15 protein-coding genes are annotated in these 16,206 nt (G+C 43.8%); all 15 read left to right on the top strand.

The annotated features are described in order from the left end of the window. Positions 1-35 precede the first annotated feature (35 nt). The 15 genes from ACFWMP_RS17075 to ACFWMP_RS17005 all read left to right on the top strand — a co-directional run bounded on the left by ACFWMP_RS17075 (position 36) and on the right by ACFWMP_RS17005 (position 16,191). The gene (locus tag ACFWMP_RS17075) at positions 36-989 is read left to right on the top strand and encodes an ABC transporter permease (protein ID WP_339242616.1); all 954 of its coding nucleotides are present in this window, start codon (positions 36-38) and stop codon (positions 987-989) included. A gap of 16 nt (positions 990-1,005) precedes the next feature. Continuing rightward, the gene (opp4C, locus tag ACFWMP_RS17070; RefSeq protein WP_156113156.1) at positions 1,006-1,929 is read left to right on the top strand and encodes an oligopeptide ABC transporter permease; all 924 of its coding nucleotides are present in this window, start codon (positions 1,006-1,008) and stop codon (positions 1,927-1,929) included. Between the two features lie 11 nt (positions 1,930-1,940). Then, the gene (locus tag ACFWMP_RS17065) at positions 1,941-2,924 is read left to right on the top strand and encodes an ABC transporter ATP-binding protein (RefSeq protein WP_042190016.1); all 984 of its coding nucleotides are present in this window, start codon (positions 1,941-1,943) and stop codon (positions 2,922-2,924) included. Continuing rightward, positions 2,917-3,882, top strand: coding sequence for an ABC transporter ATP-binding protein (locus ACFWMP_RS17060; RefSeq protein WP_379424339.1), 966 nt, complete (start codon positions 2,917-2,919; stop codon positions 3,880-3,882). Before ACFWMP_RS17065 ends, ACFWMP_RS17060 begins: the two co-directional genes overlap by 8 nt. A 210-nt stretch (positions 3,883-4,092) precedes the next feature. After that, positions 4,093-4,701 (top strand): 50S ribosomal protein L25, encoded by a 609-nt coding sequence (locus ACFWMP_RS17055; protein WP_379424338.1) that lies wholly within the window; start codon positions 4,093-4,095, stop codon positions 4,699-4,701. 322 nt (positions 4,702-5,023) lie between these two features. Continuing rightward, positions 5,024-6,871: a fibronectin type III domain-containing protein gene (locus ACFWMP_RS17050; RefSeq protein ID WP_379424337.1), complete on the top strand. Its 1,848-nt coding sequence runs from the start codon at positions 5,024-5,026 to the stop codon at positions 6,869-6,871. Between the two features lie 419 nt (positions 6,872-7,290). Further along, the gene (locus ACFWMP_RS17045) at positions 7,291-7,836 is read left to right on the top strand and encodes a hypothetical protein (protein ID WP_379424336.1); all 546 of its coding nucleotides are present in this window, start codon (positions 7,291-7,293) and stop codon (positions 7,834-7,836) included. Positions 7,837-7,854: 18 nt separating this feature from the next. Then, positions 7,855-8,286, top strand: a complete 432-nt coding sequence (locus tag ACFWMP_RS17040; RefSeq protein ID WP_341124566.1) for an HIT family protein — start codon at positions 7,855-7,857, stop codon at positions 8,284-8,286. Between the two features lie 233 nt (positions 8,287-8,519). Beyond that, positions 8,520-9,164: a YhbD family protein gene (locus ACFWMP_RS17035; protein WP_339242601.1), complete on the top strand. Its 645-nt coding sequence runs from the start codon at positions 8,520-8,522 to the stop codon at positions 9,162-9,164. Between the two features lie 11 nt (positions 9,165-9,175). Next, a complete protein-coding gene (locus ACFWMP_RS17030) occupies positions 9,176-9,859 on the top strand; it encodes a hypothetical protein (RefSeq protein ID WP_042190007.1) in 684 nt (227 codons plus the stop codon). Beyond that, a complete protein-coding gene (locus ACFWMP_RS17025; protein ID WP_052404364.1) occupies positions 9,856-10,512 on the top strand; it encodes a hypothetical protein in 657 nt (218 codons plus the stop codon). Before ACFWMP_RS17030 ends, ACFWMP_RS17025 begins: the two co-directional genes overlap by 4 nt. Positions 10,513-10,557: 45 nt before the next feature. After that, positions 10,558-12,096, top strand: a complete 1,539-nt coding sequence (locus ACFWMP_RS17020; protein ID WP_379424335.1) for an MDR family MFS transporter — start codon at positions 10,558-10,560, stop codon at positions 12,094-12,096. Between the two features lie 293 nt (positions 12,097-12,389). After that, the gene (locus tag ACFWMP_RS17015) at positions 12,390-13,349 is read left to right on the top strand and encodes an ABC transporter permease (protein WP_379424334.1); all 960 of its coding nucleotides are present in this window, start codon (positions 12,390-12,392) and stop codon (positions 13,347-13,349) included. Positions 13,350-13,366: 17 nt separating this feature from the next. Next, a complete protein-coding gene (locus ACFWMP_RS17010) occupies positions 13,367-14,263 on the top strand; it encodes a carbohydrate ABC transporter permease (protein WP_379424333.1) in 897 nt (298 codons plus the stop codon). 92 nt (positions 14,264-14,355) lie between these two features. After that, complete coding sequence (locus ACFWMP_RS17005) at positions 14,356-16,191, top strand: type 2 periplasmic-binding domain-containing protein (protein ID WP_379424332.1); 1,836 nt, start codon at positions 14,356-14,358, stop codon at positions 16,189-16,191. Positions 16,192-16,206 lie beyond the last annotated feature (15 nt).

Genomic DNA, 16,206 nt, shown 5'->3' with positions numbered 1-16,206 from the left:
CTGATGAGCAGGGGACAAATCATAAGGAGTCTGTCATGAGCGCTTATTTATCGAAAAGACTGTTGTACATGGTCATTATCTTATTTGCGGCATCATTATTGATCTTCTGCCTGTATGCTTCAACTCCCGGAGACTTCATAACCGGAAATATCAAATTGACTGCAGAACGTAAAGCTGAGCTGCGTGAGATTTACGGCTTAAACAAGCCGATGCTTGAGCGCTATGGAATCTGGATGAAGAATGCGCTGCATGGCGATTTCGGGTATTCCTTAGCCCAACAAAAGCCTGTGCTGCAGCTTTTTAATGATTATATTTGGAATTCCTTTTTACTGGCTGCCGTTTCCACGTTTCTGACGTGGGTGATTGCAGTTATTATTGGTGTGATTTCAGCTTATAAGCAATATTCCTGGTTCGATACACTCGTGATGATCGCTATATTCGCAGCAATGTCGCTGCCGTCATTTTTTATAGGCTTATTCCTGATCAAAATCCTGGCCGTCGATCTCAAGTGGCTCCCTCCGGGTGGAATAATCACGACAGGTAGTAATGCTACGGGTCTGGCGTATTTTAAGGAGATTGTAACGCATATGACCCTTCCGGTTGTTGTTATGACTCTACTTGGATTGGGCTCACTCACCCGTTATTTCCGCAGTAATATGATCGATGTCTTAAAACAGGATTATATCCGCACCGCCCGTGCCAAAGGCTTAAAAGAACGAAAGGTGCTATTTACACACGCCTTACGTAATGCCTTGCTGCCCGCAATTACACTGGTTGGTTTCGAGCTTCCAGCATTATTTGGCGGATCACTTATTATTGAAAAAATATTCAATTGGCCTGGGATTGGCCAGCTGTATATGCAGTCCTTCGGACTTAGGGATTATCCTTTGCTGATGGGCTTTACGATGTTTATTGCCATACTTACCGTCATAGGAACGTTGCTTTCGGATGTTTTGTACCGGATTGCTGATCCTAGAGTTCGGCTATAGAGAGGAGGAAGCTGACGTGGCAGTTCAAAGTAATGTAGCGGGTATCTCGAAACCCCAGACCACCAAAGGAAAATCCTCTTTATTCCGGCAATCCCTTCGGAGGTTGCTGAAGAACAAGCTGGCGGTATCCGGGTTTGTGGTAGTGATCTTTATGTTTGCGCTTTGTTTTATTGGCCCGCTGTTCTCACCCTATACGGATAACAAAATAAATATGGCACTGATGAACAAGGCCCCTGATATGAAGCATTGGCTTGGCACTGACGCGCTGGGCAGAGATATTTTGACCCGGGTGATGCAGGCAGGACGCATTTCACTAACAGTAGGACTGGCATCAATGGTTCTTTCAGTGTTTATCGGGGCTCTTTTGGGAGCCATAGCTGGGTATTACCGCGGAATCGCCGATCAAATCATAATGCGGATTGCGGATCTTTTATTGACGGTTCCGAGTTTGCCGCTGCTTTTTATTTTTGGAGCATTATTATCAGAGTGGAAGATTCCAACGGACTACCGGATGTATATCGTTATGCTTATGCTCAGCATTGTGAGCTGGCCAGGTATGGCGCGTATGGTACGGGGGCAAATGCTTAGTCTGCGAGAACGTGAGTTTATGCAAGCAGCTGTAGTATTAGGCCTTCGGGATCGGCGTAAATTATTTAACCATTTGCTGCCGAACATTATCCCGCTACTGATCGTTATGGCAACGCTCAACATCGGTGGCGCTATTCTGAGTGAATCGGTTCTTAGCTTTTTTGGGCTAGGTGTTATGCCGCCAACGCCAACCTGGGGCAATATGATTGACGCAGCGAATAATATGATCGACTTCAAGGATCGGCCGTGGCTGTGGATTCCACCTGGGCTATCCATCTTCGCGACAGTAATCGCGATCAATATTTTTGGTGACGGACTCCGGGACGTACTTGATCCTAAACAGAAGAGGTAGGTGACCCTCACATGAGTGATTTAATGAATATAGACGGTCTAAGTACATACTTCTTCACGGAAGAAGGAAAAGTGAAAGCCGTTGATGATGTAAGCTTCCGTGTCCGTGAAGGAGAGACGGTCTGTATCGTCGGAGAATCGGGCTGCGGCAAAAGTGTAACTGCGATGTCCATCATGGGTCTTGTTGAAGAGCCAGGGGGCAAGGTAACCCATGGCAAAATTGATTTTCAGGGTGAAGATTTGTTGCAAATGGACAAAAACACACTGCGAGCCATCCGTGGCAACGAGATCGCGATGATCTTCCAGGAGCCCATGTCCTCTCTTAATCCTGTAATCAAGATCGGTGAACAAATTATGGAGCCGTTGATCGTGCATTTGAAGATGAATAAGAAGCAGGCGCGTATCCGGGCGATTGAACTAATAAAACAGGTAGGCATATCACGACCTGAGCAAATTGCTGATAGTTATCCACATGAATTAAGTGGAGGGATGCTGCAGCGGATAATGATCGCTATTGCTATCGCATGCAGTCCAAAGTTATTGATTGCAGATGAACCGACAACGGCGCTGGATGTAACGATTCAAGCACAAATTCTGGATATGCTTCGTGAAATTAAAGACAACTCCGGCATGTCTATTCTATTAATCACCCATGATCTGGGTGTAGTCGCGGAGATGGCTGATTACGTGATTGTTATGTACTCCGGAAAGATTGTGGAGGAGGGGGAGGTTGTTGAATTGTTCAACAATCCCAAACACCCTTATACGAAAGGGCTGCTCAAATCGAAGCCAGTTATCAATCAGCGGCAGGATGAGCTGTATTCCATACCAGGCCAAGTACCAAATCCGCTTGAGCTGGTACCTTCTTGCTATTTTCATGACCGCTGTGAGCATTGCATGCCTGTATGTGTCAGCCAGCAGCCCCAGCTTAAAGAAGTGGCCAGCAGACAAAAGGTAGCTTGCTGGTTGTATGAGGAGGCGGTTGTTCATGCCTGAGGCATTGCTTGAGGTCAATCATCTGAAGAAATATTTCCCTGTCACTAAGGGATTACTTAACCGAACGGTTGGGCATGTGAAGGCTGTTGATGATATTAGCATCACGCTTCAGCCAGGTGAGACGTTTGGGCTTGTAGGAGAATCCGGGAGCGGAAAGAGTACGGTCGGACGGACGATTTTACGGCTAACGGATAAAACGGCAGGCGAGATCAAATTCAAAGGGATAGACATTCATTCTTTGTCTCCCGCTGAATTGCGAAATATCAGACCCCAAATGCAGCTAATCTTTCAAGACCCGTATAGCTCACTTAACCCTCGGGTCCGCATAGGTGATGCTATCGGAGAAGCTTTACTGGATCATGGGTTATGCTCAAAATCAGAGGTTCGTGATCGGGTGCATGAGGCGCTTGAGGCATGTGGTTTATCCTCTTATCATATTGATCGCTTTCCGCATGAATTCTCAGGAGGACAGCGACAACGGATCGGAATCGCGCGTGCGCTTGTGCTGAATCCTGAGCTAATCATTGCAGACGAGCCAGTCTCGGCCTTGGATGTGTCCATCCAAGCACAGATTATTAATTTATTCAGTAAGCTGCAGCAGAGCCGTGGGCTAACCTATTTGTTTATCTCCCATGATTTGAGTGTGGTTGAGCATTTATGTTCAAGAATCGGTGTTATGTATCTGGGATCTATGATGGAGACGGCTTCTAGAGATGAATTATTTAAGAACCCGCTCCATCCGTATACCAAGGCATTGCTATCAGCTGTTCCAATACCTATTCCCAAGCTGAAAAGGGAAAGAATTGTCCTTAAGGGAGATATTCCGAGCCCAGTGAACCCGCCTTCTGGCTGTAAATTTCATACCCGGTGTCCCTATGCTCAAGAGGTTTGCAGATCTGAAATCCCGGAATTCCGGGATGCTGGCAATAACCACTTTGTAGCTTGTCATTTGGTCTGATAGCTGTCAAAGATATAATGACGATTCGCTCCTGAGTCTTGAATAATTAATGTTGAATTGTATAATAATACAATTTGACCTTATTTTTGCCTGAGCACAAAAAGTCTTAGAGGGTTTCGAAGCCAGGTTAATGGGGTAATAGAGAGTGGTTAGGTTAGACGTACATATCTAATCGGTCTAGTATAAAATCCCTACTTAGGAGGAATCATCGTGAATACAACAGTACGTTTGACAGAAAGATCCGGCTCGACTTCTTCACAGCGCAGAAAAGGCTTTGTACCGGTAGTCGTGTACGGTGCAGGTTCAGATAGCCAGTCCTTTACAGCGGATGCTAAGACAATTACCGGGATTTTGGCTAATAACCCTCGGGCAGTATTAACCTTGGAATTACCAGACTCGGGTAAAAAGAACGTTGTCATCCAAGAAATCCAGCGCCAGCCAGTATCCAAACAACTGCTGCATATTGATTTTCAACAAATTGATATGAAGGCTAAATTGGATACAAAAGTGGCATTCCACTTTACAGGTGATCCAGTAGGTGTGAAGAGTGGCGGCGTGCAGCAGATTGAATTGCATGAGCTGGATATTCGCACACTTCCAGATAAATTAACGGCATCCTTTGAGGTGGATCTCAGTGGACTAGATATTGGTGACCAATTGCTGGTGTCTGATCTTCCGAAGCATGAAGGCTGGGAAGTATTGACGCCTGAGGACACTTTGATTGTCCGAATTGCGCCTCCAGCTGCTCAAGAGCCAACCGATGAAGATACTGCTGAACCAGCTGCAGTCGAAGCTTCTGGTGAAGATAAAGCTGAATAGAATAGTTATTAAATCATAAGAGCAGATAGAATCCTACCCAAGGAGCTGTCTGCTCTTTTTGTTTTGTCTTCGTGAACACGAATTAATAAAATAAGTGCGGTCTTTCGTATAGTTTCTTAAATGGGATTTATGGTTGTTTCGCCTCATTTAGTTAAAATTTTACAGAAAATCGTTGACGAATTGGCCGCGAAGGCTGAAAATGAGGACAATTACCATGGTAAAGAATTCAAAAGTTCCTGTTGTCGCTGCTTGAAAACGCTTTAGTATTATGCTTCAAAGATCTCTCATTGCCTAGTTCATCATGATTATGAGGAGGAAAGTTATGAAGATGAGGAAGCTGTTTTCGATCTTAATGACAAGTCTGTTGGTGCTTGGGGTAGCTCTACCTTTTGGTGGAAAAGCGAGTGCAGATGCCACAAGTGATGCTTCAAATCGTGCTTTAGTCTGGCTGAAGGCCCAGCAGGATGCAACGGTGGGATATGCTTTTGAAGGCTTGGTAGATAGCTTTGAGGATTTCTGGGGACCTAACAACCCCAAACAGATTGTATATACGTATGATCAAGCTGTTGCAGCTATTGCCTTTATTGTAAAAGGTGAACGGACACGGGCAGAGCAAGTGTTGAACAAAATGCGAGACATTCAAGACCCTTCAGGTTTCTGGTTGAATTCTTATTGGTATAACAATGGCTTCGGAGAAGAAATTCGTAAACATGTGGGGCCGGTTGTATGGATGGCAATGGCAGCTATGGCTTATGAAAAGCAATATAATGACACGCGATATCGTCCGATGGCGCTCAAAGCGCTCGATTGGAGCTTACAGTATAAAAAAGCAAATGGCAGTATCGCAGGAGGATGGAGTGCTTGGAGTAACTCCGATGAGCCTTGGAGCTCAACCGAGCACAATATCGATATTTACCGAGTGCTGCAGTATTATGCTTCGGTGGATTCCTCAAAGGCTGCCACATACAATAGCGCAGCTTCTGGAGTCAAAACCTTCCTGGATAATTATGTGTGGGATGACAGTGTCAAACGCTTCAAGGGAGGCTGGAAAAACGATACGAATCTGATTGATCCTAAAATTCCTTTAGATGTGAATCCATGGGGAGTACTGGCTTTAGGAGTATCTGGAACGCATAACTATGGAGCAAGCTTAGCCTATGTTGAAAATGCCTCCGGCACCCCGGGGACCCTTGCAAATCCGCGTTACAAGCAGACGCTTACTTACAATGATGCTGGGAATACGCTGACCGGCTATGATTTTGACTGGACGGATGAAGTTTTACCCGCATATGACGATAACGGGAATCAAATCGGTAACACGGGTGCTGATGTATGGTTTGAAGGAAGCGCATTTATGTCGCTCGCCTACTTTATGCAAGGCAATGTATCCAAAGCGGATGCCATTAACACTGAAATTATTAAAAAACAAGGCACAAGCGGCGCTTCGCTTGGGGGAATCCCGTACTCACTGAAAGGGACCAGCAACAGCTATTGGGTGATGGCGCAGCAAAACTGCGTGTCCAGCACGGGTTGGTTAATTCTATCCCTGCATCGATTTAACCCATTCACCGGGCAATACTTGACGGGTGGTGGTAATACTGGAGACACGACAGCACCTACTGCACCTGCTAATCTGACAGTAACCAGCAAGACTGATACAACAGTTAACCTGAGCTGGTCTGCTTCAACTGATAATGTTGGTGTAACGGGATATCTTGTTTATCGTGGAACACAGCAGGTAGCCTCTGTGGCGGGAACTACAGCAACTGTTAGTGGACTTACTCCGAGCACAGCCTATTCGTTTACAGTAAAAGCTACGGACGCAGCAGGTAATTTATCATCCGCCAGTAATACCGCAACAGTTACTACTAATCCCACTGGAGGCAGCGGAGGCGGTGATCATGTGACGGCTGACTTTACAGCAGGGGTAACGAGACTTTCTTCAACAGAAGCGAGCATTTATATTACACCTGTGACCAGTGCTCTTTATGTAGATGTGCATTATAAGGTTAACGGGGGGCCACAGCTTAATTACCGGATGACCAACAGCTCAGGTACATGGAAACAGACTGTGAGTGGGTTAAGTGCTGGCAGCAGCATTGAGTACTGGTTCACTTATGAGAAATCCGGCCCACAATATGATTCAGCGCATTATACCTATGTGCAGTAAGGTTAATGAAAGACTTAAACGATAAGATTTGTAGATAGAGCAAGTAAAATGAAGAAGGCTGTCCCAGATGCCATAGTATTGGCTCGGGAGGGCTTTCTTTTCTTTGTTTTAGGCTATGTTAAATCATATTGTTGATATTTAAGTTTTACGAACGTTTGTTCTGTTATTAAGATGACACTATGGTAAGGAGTTGATTACCCATTGGATTTGAAGGAAATGAAGTAAATTCCAACGGAATCATTCCAAGGTATCGTCGAAATGGACGAGGGGTTTAGTGCAACAAATTTACTTTTACAACGTATATATAGTGCTTCCATATTTAGGGATATTAAGGGGATTAAGAGGAATGTTACTGAAGTATATCTACGAACTAACAAGGTTTTCCATTGGTATTAATTCAAATAATTAGAGGTGATTTCATGAACAAATCTGGATTTATATTTTTTATTGCTGCAATTATATTTTTAATATCAGGATGTCAAAAGGCTGGTTCCAACGATGAATTAGCTAAAGCGCAGGTGCAGGTTAGTGCATTAGGATCTTCATTTAGTATCCCTACACTGGATGGATATGAAGTTAGTTATATACAACATAAATTCCCTTCAAAGGACAAACAAGGCAACTTTATTGGAGATAATCAAGAAGTTTTAGTCACATATACGAAAAACAAAGGGAAACTGGAGAAGTTAACAAAGGAACAAAAAGCGTCCAATGAAAGAGAAATCATCTACGGACCTTATCAAGGAGAAACACTCATTGAAATAACCTATAGCAATAATCAAGTTGATTTGAATGATGCTGATATTATTGGTATTAGCGGCAATCAGGTGCAAAAAATAAAAAAAGATGATTATACGTTTTTAGCATTCAATGCTTCAAAAGGTTCAATCACTTTAAAGTTCAACAGTTTGGATGAGGATACAATTCTAAGCATTGCTCAACAAGTAGTAAATGAAAATAAATAGGATGGAGTGCTGCTGTACATGGAATGCTTAGGATGTAGAATCGCTAACGGTATTGAACCTGACTTGAATATTGTTTATGAAAATGAATTTATTACTTGTGTGCTTGATATTGCTCCTTTTAATGAAGGACATACTCTAATCCTCCCCAAAAAGCATTACTGTGATGTCGAAGAGATGGAGTCAGAGACTGCTTATGCTATCATGGATGCTTCGAAAAAACTTTCAATTGCTTTGAAAAGCGTGTTTAAACCTGACGGTATAAGAATTTGTCAAGATGGAGGGAAGTTTAACGACCTTACCCATTACCATATGCATCTCATTCCGAGGTACGAAGGTGATGGATTTATCTGGGGTGAACCATTACACCCACATGGTGCTGAAAAACGATTAAGCCAAACCAAAAAAAAGATTCTGAAGACATTAAGTGAGGAAAAGAGAAGGAGTCGATAAAGACTCCTTCTCTTTTTGTCATAAATTAATATGCCTAGCTTAAATCAAAGAATACAGTGCGGGTAAAAGAGCGAAGATCCTCCTCTAGACGGAGGTTCACTCTTTTCTTGTGTCGTAAAATCTTGGAGGGAAACTTTAATGCAATGATTTGTTTCAGTAGGAGATTTAAGGGGGAGTGTTTTATTTACAACGTAACAGTGTTATGTTACGATGTTTTCGAGGAGTGATCGCATATGGAAGATGATTTGATTTCGAAGAAGCAACTGCTGGATTTAACCGGTATTTCATATGGGCAATTGTATCGCTGGAAAAGGAAGCAGTTAATCCCCGAGGAATGGTTTATTCGCAAATCTACCTTTACTGGACAAGAGACTTTTTTTCCTAAAGAGATGATCTTGTCGCGAATTCACAACATTGTGAATATGAAAGATGGGCTTTCTTTGGATGAAATGGCTGATAAGCTATCGGATAAGGCATCCTTTGAGAAGGTGAGTGTAACTGCTAAGGAAATTATAGAGCGTAACATTGTTTCGACAACAACGCTGAGGAAATTTGGAGAAAGTCTCGGTGATGAAAGTAAATATACTTTTGAGGAGCTCGTTCATTTATTCGCCGTAGACCGCCTGCTTAGTGCTGGGGAAATGAGTATGGAGGAGGCGGAGCTTCTGTTTCGCACTTTGCAGGAGAAAGTTTCAAGGCTCGAGAGTGGAAGCTGGGAGTTGTTTTTTGTCCGGAAAATGGGGGTTTCATCCTTCATTCTGGCACAAGCACCTGCGGAGTTATGGTTTGATGAAGGGGTTAGATTAGTCAGTAAAATGACATATGCAGATTTGATCGAACAATTGAAAGGTAAGCTTGCCTACAAGCTTGTTGAATAGGAGGAAGAGTAATGGACAAACATCAGCTGCCTGATTTGATAATAAACGGGGTTAGTGGTGGGGCCGGAGGTACTTACAACAACGTAAACATGGATGGTGTAGGTAAAGTAGTCGGACCGATTGTGGCGCGAATGTTTAAAGGAAATGGGCATATGAATTTGAATGATGATCTCGCAGCAGAAGAAGCAGAATGCAACGGGGTCATCAAAGTGATGGGTAATATGCGTTTTGGTACCCTAAAGGTGGATGGGGTTCTTAATGTAGGTAAGAGTTTTCGAGGTGAAAGCTGTACCCTTAACGGAATGGTGAGTGTCAAAGGGGATTGTGAGCTTGAGGATTTCGTAGGTGAAGGTAGCTTTAGTGTTGGTGGTTTACTAAGTGCCGGTCATGTGGATTTCAAACTGCAGAGTCAAGGGAAGGCTAATGAAATTGGTGTGGAAAGCCTCGTGATACGGCAAGTGAATAATGGGTTTTGGAGTAAGATGTTTAGCGGAATCATCCCTAAACTTCGGCCTGAGCTATGTGCTCGAACGATCGAGGGAGATTTTATAGATGTAGAATATACAACTGCGGATATCATCAGAGGAAATATTGTCATTATTGGCCCAGGCTGTACACTCGGACGGGTAGAGTATCGCGAACAAATTACAGTGCATCCAGAGGCTAAGGTTGGAAAGGTGGAGAAGGCCCTGTGAATGATAATCTGAAAATAATTGGAACGACATCTTCAGCCGGTGGTTCTTTCAAAGATGTTAAGATCACTGGAGAATGCAAATTCGCTGGAGATGTGAATTGCGAGAAGATGAATCTGACTGGAAATGCCAATATAGCTGGAAATCTGCATATGAAGCAAATGAAAATCACTGGCGAAATTGCACTCGAGGGTAATCTTGAAGGGGATTCCTTACGTGGACAGGGTGAAATAAAAGCAGCCTCCGTAAAAATCGATGAGCTTCATCTCTACGGAAATTTGGATGTGAAGGGTGATTGTGAAGGGGAAAAATTACAAATTTCTGGTGCCTTAAGCGTAGCTGGATTACTTAGTGCTGAGCATTTGGAGATTAAATTGTTTGGTCCAAGTAGTGCGAAGGAGGTTGGGGGCAGTATCTTAACCATTAAGAAGAGTAAAACGGGAAGACTGCTGCATATGATGAAGCCAACTTCGAAAATACTGTTTGAAGCGGGGCTAATCGAAGGCGATGCTATTGATCTGGTCAATACAAAGGCTAGTATGGTAAGGGGAGAACGTGTAATCATTGGTCCGGATTGTGAAATAGAAACGGTGGAATTCCGCGATACACTAGAAGTTCATAAGCACGCAACAGTGAAGCATCAAGTGAAGATTTAAAGACAATTTTATAGTTATTTTTTGAGAAAAAGAGGAGTGGAACATATGAGTGCTGCCAAATCGCCCAATCTGGGTATTGTAATCGCAGGTCTCCTATTAGGAATTCTTATGGCCTCCATGGACAGCACCATCGTTGCAACTGCAATGGGTAATATTGTTGGGGAGCTTGGCGGAATGGACAAATTTGTCTGGGTGACATCAGCCTATCTCGTAGCCGAGATGGCGGGTATGCCCATTTTCGGCAAGCTGTCTGATATGTATGGTCGTAAGAAGTTTTTTATTTTTGGAATTATCGTATTCATGGCGGGTTCGGCTCTCTGTGGAACGGCTGATACAATAACTCAGTTAGCTGCGTACCGGGCTATTCAGGGCATTGGTGGTGGGGCGCTGGTGCCAATCGCTTTTGCCATCATGTTCGATGCTGTTCCGCTGGAGACGCGGGGCAAGCTCGGCGGGGCATTCGGAGCAGTATTTGGATTGTCGAGTATATTTGGTCCATTACTGGGTGCGTATATTACCGATCATATTGCTTGGCAGTGGATATTTTACATTAACTTACCCCTTGGACTGTTGGCTTTTGCGATGGTCGTATTCTTTTATAAAGAATCGCATGAGCATTCTAAACAGCCCATTGACTGGTTGGGCGCGGGTACGCTGCTTGGTTCAGTCATTTGCTTAATGTTTGCGCTGGAGCTAGGCGGGAAAGAGTATGCTTGGAATTCTTCCATGATTCTTGGTTTATTTGCAGCCTTTGCCATCCTTGCAGCAGTGTTTCTTGTTGTAGAGACTAGAGCGAAAGAACCGATTATTTCCTTTGCTTTGTTTAAAAAAAGATTATACGCGGTGAGCATTATCTGTGCACTATTTAGCGGTGCAGCCTTTATTGTGGCTTCTGTGTATATTCCGATCTTTATTCAAGGGGTATTGGGCGGATCAGCTACAAATTCAGGACTTGTATTGCTACCAATGATGGTTGGCTCAGTGGTTACAGCTACGATGGGCGGATTTCTGATGTCAAAAACCAGTTACCGCAGCCTGCTGATTCCTACATTCGCACTTTTGGTGATCGGTACTGGACTTGTAGCGACACTCACGCCGGATGCTTCACGACTGCTTGTTACTTTATATATGATTTTAATTGGGCTAGGGATTGGTGCTTCATTCTCAGTGCTAAGTACGGCATCTATTCATGGATTGACGGCACAGCAACGTGGCTCTGCCAGCGCAACGCTGAATTTCATTCGTTCACTGGGCATGACCATAGGCATTACCACCTTCGGTATCATTCAAAGTCACTATTTCTCAGGCAATCTTACCAAGCTACTCTCGGCTAATGGTGGAGGAGCGGCTCCGGCGGGAGCTATGGATTTTAAAGATCCGCATGCTTTGCTCTCACCTGAGACTAGGGCGCTCATTCCACCTGAAATTCTGGGTAAGATTACAGCGGGGTTATCCTCATCCATTGTAAACACCTTTGCTTGGGCGGTGATTCCTGCAGCGTTAGCGTTATTGGCTTCGTTCTATATGGGACGTCAGAAGATGGATGCCTCTGCGGAAGGGAATGTTCAGGCGTCTGGGCATTAGCATGTAGTCTAGATAATATTCGTTTGATTATGATTCAGTTGAAAATAGACATTTAAAAAAACGACCACCACTTCGGGTACTTCCTAAGTGGTGGTCGTTTTTTGTCTAAAGTCGTATATGCGCTGTATCTCTAGTCCCACAAGGCAGGTAGAAAATGGTCGATTGTACTGCGAATTTGGTTCACAAGTATCTGACGGTTTCCCTGATAAGACGTTCTGCTCTCTATCTCGCCAGAAGCTCAGATTCTGATACTCTGAAAACGTAATCAAAATCTGGGTATAGGAGATTCCGATATGGGGGTACCTGCTGGCGAACTGCTTCCCAGCGTCGATCCGGTTCATCGATCCCGCTGGAAGATGAAGAACAAACATAAGTTGTTCTTCATGGCTTTTCCATTTCTTGTTGTCACCTTTATTTTCTATTATCTGCCGATCAGCGGATGGATTTATGCCTTTTATGATTTCATTCCCGGAATACCGTTGTCAGACACGCCTTACGTTGGTTTGAAATGGTTCAAGACGATTGTATCTAACCCGACACAGACCGCAGAGGTTCTGCGGGTGCTAAAGAACACGCTTGCCATGAGTTCACTCGGATTAATTACATCCATCTTTCCAGTGATCTTTGCCATTATGTTGACTGAGATTAAGTCAGGCTGGTATCGCAAGTTGGTGCAGACACTTACCACGATTCCAAACTTTATCAGCTGGATTCTGGTATATGCATTGGCATTCTCGTTGTTCTCTGTAGATAACGGTGTCATCACTCACATTTTAGTGCAGCTTCGAGTGGTTGATGAAGGGTATAACTTCTTAGCCTCCAGCTCAAATATTTGGGTCACGATGATCGTTTGGTACTGGTGGAAATCGTTAGGCTGGGGTGCCATTCTCTATCTTGCTGCAATCGCAGGCATTGATCAGGAATTGTACGAAGCTGTTGAGGTGGATGGTGCAAGTCGGTTCCGCAAAATTTGGCATATCACCATTCCAGGTCTGATTCCAACCTTTTTTGTACTGCTTCTGCTCTCCATAGGTAATCTAGTCAATAACGGGATGGAGCAGTACTTTGCCTTTCAAAATGCGATGAATAAGGATTCTATTGAGGTGCTGGATCTTTATGTATACAACATCGCCTTCGCGAACAACTTTCCTTTTGCCACGGCCGTCAGCATGTTGAAATCGGTTGTCAGTGTAATTCTACTATTCGCAGCGAACACGTTGTCTAAGATGGTGCGTGACGAATCTATCATTTAAGTCAGGGGTGATCCCACTTGAGAAAGAAAAAACTAACGGCTGGAGAACTTATCTTCCAGATTATGATCTATACGCTCTTTGGATTGTTCACCCTGTCATGCATCTACCCATTCTATTATTTATTCATCAATACGATCAGCTCGAATGATCTTAGCGCAGCGGGGGATATCAAATTTTATCCAAGACAGATCCATTTTGATAACTATAGTAAGGTGCTAAGAATCAGTGGTCTAGGACATGCGGCAACAGTCTCCGTGTATAGAACGGTTGTCGGGACGTTGCTTACTGTGGGGTCTTCAGCTTTTTTAGGATATTTGTTCACCAAAAAGGAAATGTGGGGCCGGAGTATTTGGTACCGGAGTGTCGTGGTTACGATGTATTTTAGCGCAGGTCTGATCCCTTGGTATATTACAATGCACAATTTGCATCTGACCAATAATTATCTGGCTTATATTTTGCCTACGATTATTACGCCAATCAACATCATTTTGGTCAAAACCTTCGTTGAGGCCATTCCTCCATCCCTTGAGGAGTCAGCGTCTATGGATGGTGCTGGTTACATGCGGGTGTTCTGGAGCATTATTGTACCGCTTACTACGCCAATTTTGGCTACGATTACGATTTTTTCCGCAGTGAATCAGTGGAACTCATTTATTGATACGGCGTTTCTGATGACAGATACGAAGTACTTTACGCTCCAATTCTTGTTATGGCGTTATTTGAACGAGTCCAGCTCGCTCGCAGCTTTAATTCGTAATTCACCAGATATGGCCGCTAGTGTAGCGAATATGCAGACTCCAACCTCTGTACGGATGACCGTAACGATGATCGTCGTATTGCCGATTCTAATCGTTTACCCATTCTTCCAGCGCTTTTTCGTCAAAGGGATTATGATCGGTGCGGTTAAGGGCTAATGAGCTACCGGATCGGTAACGAAATGGGGTTTTCCTCTGCTAGGAGCAGAGCTGAACTATATGTGAAGATACGAAAGGGAGGGTATAAAGCAATGAGACTAAGAAGAGCATCGCTTGTCATGCTATCCGTAATCCTGGTCTTTGTTCTGGCAGCATGTGGCGGGGGGAATAATACGGCTAACTCGGGTAAAAACACGAGCACAGAGAAACCTACGTCCGCTGCAACGAATGCGCCGGCGGAAAAAACAGCAGCACCGGATGACGGAGCACTTGATCATTCCAAGCCGCTGAAGCTGACCGTATTCTCTACAACAGCTAACTATGCGGGTCCACAAACCGGATGGTTTGCCAAAATCATCAAAGATAAGTTCAATATTGAGATGGATATTGTAGCTTCAAACCTTACAGGTGGAGATACCAAAATCTCTGCAATGATGGCATCGGGTGATCTTGGAGATATCATTATTTTCGGTGATGATAAGAACCATTATCCAAATGCGATCAAAGGAAAGCTTCTCTTAGACTGGACACAAGAAGGGCTTCTTGATAAATACGGAAAAGACATTGGGAGTACATTCCCAAAAGCGATTGAGAAAGCAAAGGTTGCTTTTGGCGGCGGATCATCAGTGTTTGGCATCGGAAACAGCGTAGCTTCTAATCCATCTGGACCTTCTGAAGGGAAAGATATGACTTGGGGGCCAGACCTGCGATGGGATCTTTATCAACAAATCGGAGCACCTGAAATTTCAAAGATTGAAGATTATCTGCCCGTGCTGAAAAAAATGCAAGAGCTTGAGCCCAAAAATGAGCAAGGAAAGAAAACCTATGCTTTCTCGATGTGGTCTGACTGGGACGGCAACTATAAAATGACACTGGCGAAACAGTTCGCCAACATGATGGGCTATGACGAAATTCCTGATACCGCTGTATATGTTAAAGCAGACGAAGAGAAATATTATGACTTCTTATCCGAAGACAGCTGGTATATGAAGTCGCTCAAACTGTATTTTGAAGCTAACCAAATGGGTCTGGTGGATCCAGATTCTATGACACAAAAATTCGACGATGTTGTAGCGAAATACAAGGATGGTCGTCTGTTGTTCTCTTGGTTCCCGTGGCTAGGGGCAGCAAACTACAATACACCGGAAAGAACAGCAGAAGGTAAAGGTTTTGCATTAGTTCCGTTCAAGGATGAGCTGATGTATTCCACTGGCTTCAATGTATACGGTGGTAACGGTATTATAGCAATCGGTGCAAAAGCTAAAGAACCTGCTAGAATTATGGAATTTATTAACTGGATGTATACTCCGGAAGGTGCAATGATCTCTGCAGGAAGCGGAACAGCGGTGCCTAACGGACCTAAAGGTCTAACCTGGGATATGGATGCAAGCGGTAAACCTGTCGTGACTGACTTTGGTTGGAAGGCTTATGCCGATCAACAGAATACACAAGTGCCTGCAGAATATGGTGGTGGTGACTACTATTACGGCTCTAATCAAATGAACTTCTCTTTTGTAGTTCCGGCGATGGTGAATCCAGACAACAAAGAGCCATACGATCACAATCTATGGACGACAACCCTAGAGCGTAATCCGTCTAAGCTTGATAGTGACTGGAGGGCGAAGATGGGCGTTCTGACGCCTAAGGAGTATTTTGAGAAAAATAATCTATTGGCCGTAGCACCACAAGGCTTCACTGGAAAAGAACCATTGATGATGGACAAAACACTGGAGCAAAAGAACAAACAAATTGGTACGGTCATTCAACAAATTTCTTGGAAAATGGTTTTTGCTAAAGATCAAGCTGAATATGACAAATTGAATAAAGAAATGCATGATAAGGTGAATGGTCTCGGCTATGCCGAAGTTATGGATTTCTCGATTAAAAAGGCAGAGGAATTGTTCGAGGCTCGTAAAAGCGTAAAATAAGGTGTGATTAGAAAA

The organism is Paenibacillus sp. NPDC058367, from assembly GCF_042723305.1.
Classification (GTDB): domain Bacteria; phylum Bacillota; class Bacilli; order Paenibacillales; family Paenibacillaceae; genus Paenibacillus_AQ.
The sequence above is the reverse complement of the archived record's forward strand: the minus strand, read 5'-3'. Positions and strand labels throughout refer to the sequence as shown.

Coding starts and splice junctions, on each gene's coding strand:
- ACFWMP_RS17050 (WP_379424337.1), top strand. CDS start 5,024: ATGAAGATGAGGAAGCTGTTTTCGATCTTAATGACAAGTCTGTTGGTG.
- ACFWMP_RS17030 (WP_042190007.1), top strand. CDS start 9,176: ATGGACAAACATCAGCTGCCTGATTTGATAATAAACGGGGTTAGTGGT.
- ACFWMP_RS17005 (WP_379424332.1), top strand. CDS start 14,356: ATGAGACTAAGAAGAGCATCGCTTGTCATGCTATCCGTAATCCTGGTC.
- ACFWMP_RS17040 (WP_341124566.1), top strand. CDS start 7,855: ATGGAATGCTTAGGATGTAGAATCGCTAACGGTATTGAACCTGACTTG.
- ACFWMP_RS17060 (WP_379424339.1), top strand. CDS start 2,917: ATGCCTGAGGCATTGCTTGAGGTCAATCATCTGAAGAAATATTTCCCT.
- ACFWMP_RS17020 (WP_379424335.1), top strand. CDS start 10,558: ATGAGTGCTGCCAAATCGCCCAATCTGGGTATTGTAATCGCAGGTCTC.
- ACFWMP_RS17035 (WP_339242601.1), top strand. CDS start 8,520: ATGGAAGATGATTTGATTTCGAAGAAGCAACTGCTGGATTTAACCGGT.
- ACFWMP_RS17075 (WP_339242616.1), top strand. CDS start 36: ATGAGCGCTTATTTATCGAAAAGACTGTTGTACATGGTCATTATCTTA.
- ACFWMP_RS17065 (WP_042190016.1), top strand. CDS start 1,941: ATGAGTGATTTAATGAATATAGACGGTCTAAGTACATACTTCTTCACG.
- ACFWMP_RS17015 (WP_379424334.1), top strand. CDS start 12,390: ATGGGGGTACCTGCTGGCGAACTGCTTCCCAGCGTCGATCCGGTTCAT.
- ACFWMP_RS17045 (WP_379424336.1), top strand. CDS start 7,291: ATGAACAAATCTGGATTTATATTTTTTATTGCTGCAATTATATTTTTA.